2 protein-coding genes are annotated in these 2,392 nt (G+C 68.9%); both read left to right on the top strand.

Annotation, left to right across the window (positions count from 1 at the left end):
* Window positions 1–27 precede the first annotated feature (27 nt).
* On the top strand, window positions 28–1,260 hold the full coding sequence (locus tag C1J00_RS42150; protein WP_180989901.1) for a L,D-transpeptidase: 1,233 nt from the start codon (window positions 28–30) through the stop codon (window positions 1,258–1,260).
* 81 nt (window positions 1,261–1,341) lie between these two features.
* Window positions 1,342–2,109, top strand: coding sequence for an enoyl-CoA hydratase/isomerase family protein (locus C1J00_RS42145; RefSeq protein ID WP_102914083.1), 768 nt, complete (start codon window positions 1,342–1,344; stop codon window positions 2,107–2,109).
* The last annotated feature ends 283 nt before the right edge of the window (window positions 2,110–2,392 follow it).

Genomic DNA, 2,392 nt, shown 5'->3' with positions numbered 1-2,392 from the left:
GACCAGGCCCGGGGAGGGGAGAACCACTTGAACGGGCGACCGATATCGGGGGCGTCGGTTGGGCGCGGGAACGGAGTGCTGGCGCTGATACTCGGCGTGCTGCTGCTCGCCGTCACGGCGTGCGGCGGCGGGGGCACCGGCTCCGGTTCCGGCGGGAACGACAGCAAGGGCAAGGGCTCGGACGCCGCGCAGAGCAAGCAGTCCGAGGCGGTCGTCAGCATCACCCCCAAGGACGGAGCCAAGTCCGTCGACACGAGCGGTGCGCTGAAGGTCACCGCCGCCAAGGGGAAGCTGACCGAGGTCGAGGTCAAGGACGCCAAGGGCAAGAAGATCGACGGCGAGATATCCGGGGACGGCGCCACCTGGACGCCGTCCACCCATCTGGCCGGTGCCACCAAGTACACGGTCCACGCGGTCGCCAAGGACTCCGAGGGCCGCACGGCCGCCGAGGACGCCGGCTTCACCACACTGACCCCGGAGAACACCTTCATCGGCACCTTCACACCCGAGGACGGCTCCAAGGTCGGCGTCGGGATGCCGTTCTCCATCCGCTTCTCGCGGGGCATCACCCACCCGGAGGACGTAGAGAAGGCCATCCGCATCAAGACGGAGCCGGCCGTCGACGTCGAGGGCCACTGGTTCGGCAACGACCGCCTCGACTTCCGCCCGGAGAAGTACTGGAAGCCCGGCACCAAGGTGACCGTCGACCTGAACCTCGACGGCGTCGAAGGCCGCTCCGGCGTCTACGGCGAGCAGGACAAGAAGGTCGAGTTCACCATCGGCCGCAACCAGGTCTCGGTCGTCGACGCCAAGAAGCTCACCATGAAGGTGATGCGCGACGGCAAGGTCGTCAAGACCATCCCGGTCACGACCGGCAAGCCCGGCATGGAGACCTGGAACGGCCAGATGGTCATCAGCGAGATGCTCACGGTGACCCGGATGAACGGCGAGACCGTCGGTTACGGCGGCGAGTACGACATCAAGGACGTCCCGCACGCCATCCGCCTGACCACCTCCGGCACGTTCCTGCACGGCAACTACTGGGCGAGCGGCGCCTTCGGCAACTACAACGCGAGCCACGGCTGCATCGGCCTGCGTGATGTGCGCGGCGGCTGGGACGAGAAGGTGGCCGCCGCGTGGTTCTTCAACCACTCGATGGTCGGCGACGTGGTGGTCGTCAAGAACTCCGAGGACCGGATCGTCGACCCGGACAACGGGCTCAACGGCTGGAACATGTCCTGGGAGAAGTGGAAGAAGTAGTACTCCGCCGCTGGCAAGAGGGCCCCGGTGTGACGGACCGCACCGGGGCCCCACCCGTTAGTCGTGGTTAACCTGCTGCCTATGACCGTCTCTCTCGAAGTCGCTGAAGGCGTCGGCACGCTCCGTCTCGACCGCCCGCCCATGAACGCGCTGGACATCGCCACGCAGGACCGGCTGAAGGAACTCGCCGAGGAGGCCACGCGGCGCGAGGACGTCCGGGCCGTGGTGGTCTACGGCGGCGAGAAGGTGTTCGCGGCCGGCGCGGACATCAAGGAGATGCAGGCGATGGACCACACCGCGATGGTCCTGCGCGCCCGCGCCCTGCAGGACTCGTTCACGGCGGTGGCGCGGATCCCCAAGCCGGTCGTCGCGGCCGTGACGGGCTACGCGCTGGGCGGCGGGTGCGAGCTCGCCCTGTGCGCCGACTTCCGCATCGCCGGCGAGAACGCCAAGCTCGGCCAGCCGGAGATCCTGCTCGGCCTGATCCCCGGCGCCGGCGGCACCCAGCGCCTGGCCCGCCTGGTCGGCCCCTCCAAGGCCAAGGACCTCGTCTTCACGGGCCGGATGGTGAAGGCCGAGGAGGCCCGCGAGATCGGCCTGGTCGACCGGGTCGTCCCCGCCGACGAGGTGTACACCCAGGCGCACGCCTGGGCGGCGAAGCTGGCGCAGGGCCCGGCGCTCGCGCTGCGCGCCGCGAAGGAGTCGATCGACACCGGCCTGGAGACCGACATCGACACGGGCCTGGCGATCGAACGGAACTGGTTCGCGGGCCTGTTCGCCACCGAGGACCGCGAGCGGGGGATGCGCAGCTTCGTGGCGGAGGGGCCGGGCAAGGCGAAGTTCCTCTGAACCCCCTCCAGGGGTTGCAATTGACACGGTGTCTGACCCGGCGTCCCCCGATAGGGCGGTTTATGGCAGCCTTAAGGCAACCTTAAGCCCGTCTGGTCGTGGGAGGCCGCCGGTCACTCCGGAACGGGACGTTCCAGCAGGTCGGGAAGGCCCCGCGCGACTTTGACGTGTCTCTGGCATATGACAACGGACGGCTGTTTCACCGCCCGTTCACCGGGGCGTATTCCCCGGGAACGGCCCCGTGCGGCGCTCCGGGCGGCCATGATGGGGGCATGGCGGGGCT

This window comes from Streptomyces cahuitamycinicus, assembly GCF_002891435.1.
In the GTDB taxonomy this organism is placed as follows: Bacteria; Actinomycetota; Actinomycetes; order Streptomycetales; family Streptomycetaceae; genus Streptomyces; species Streptomyces cahuitamycinicus.
This window is presented reverse-complemented; position numbering and strand designations above follow the sequence as displayed.

Coding starts and splice junctions, on each gene's coding strand:
- C1J00_RS42145 (WP_102914083.1), top strand. CDS start 1,342: ATGACCGTCTCTCTCGAAGTCGCTGAAGGCGTCGGCACGCTCCGTCTC.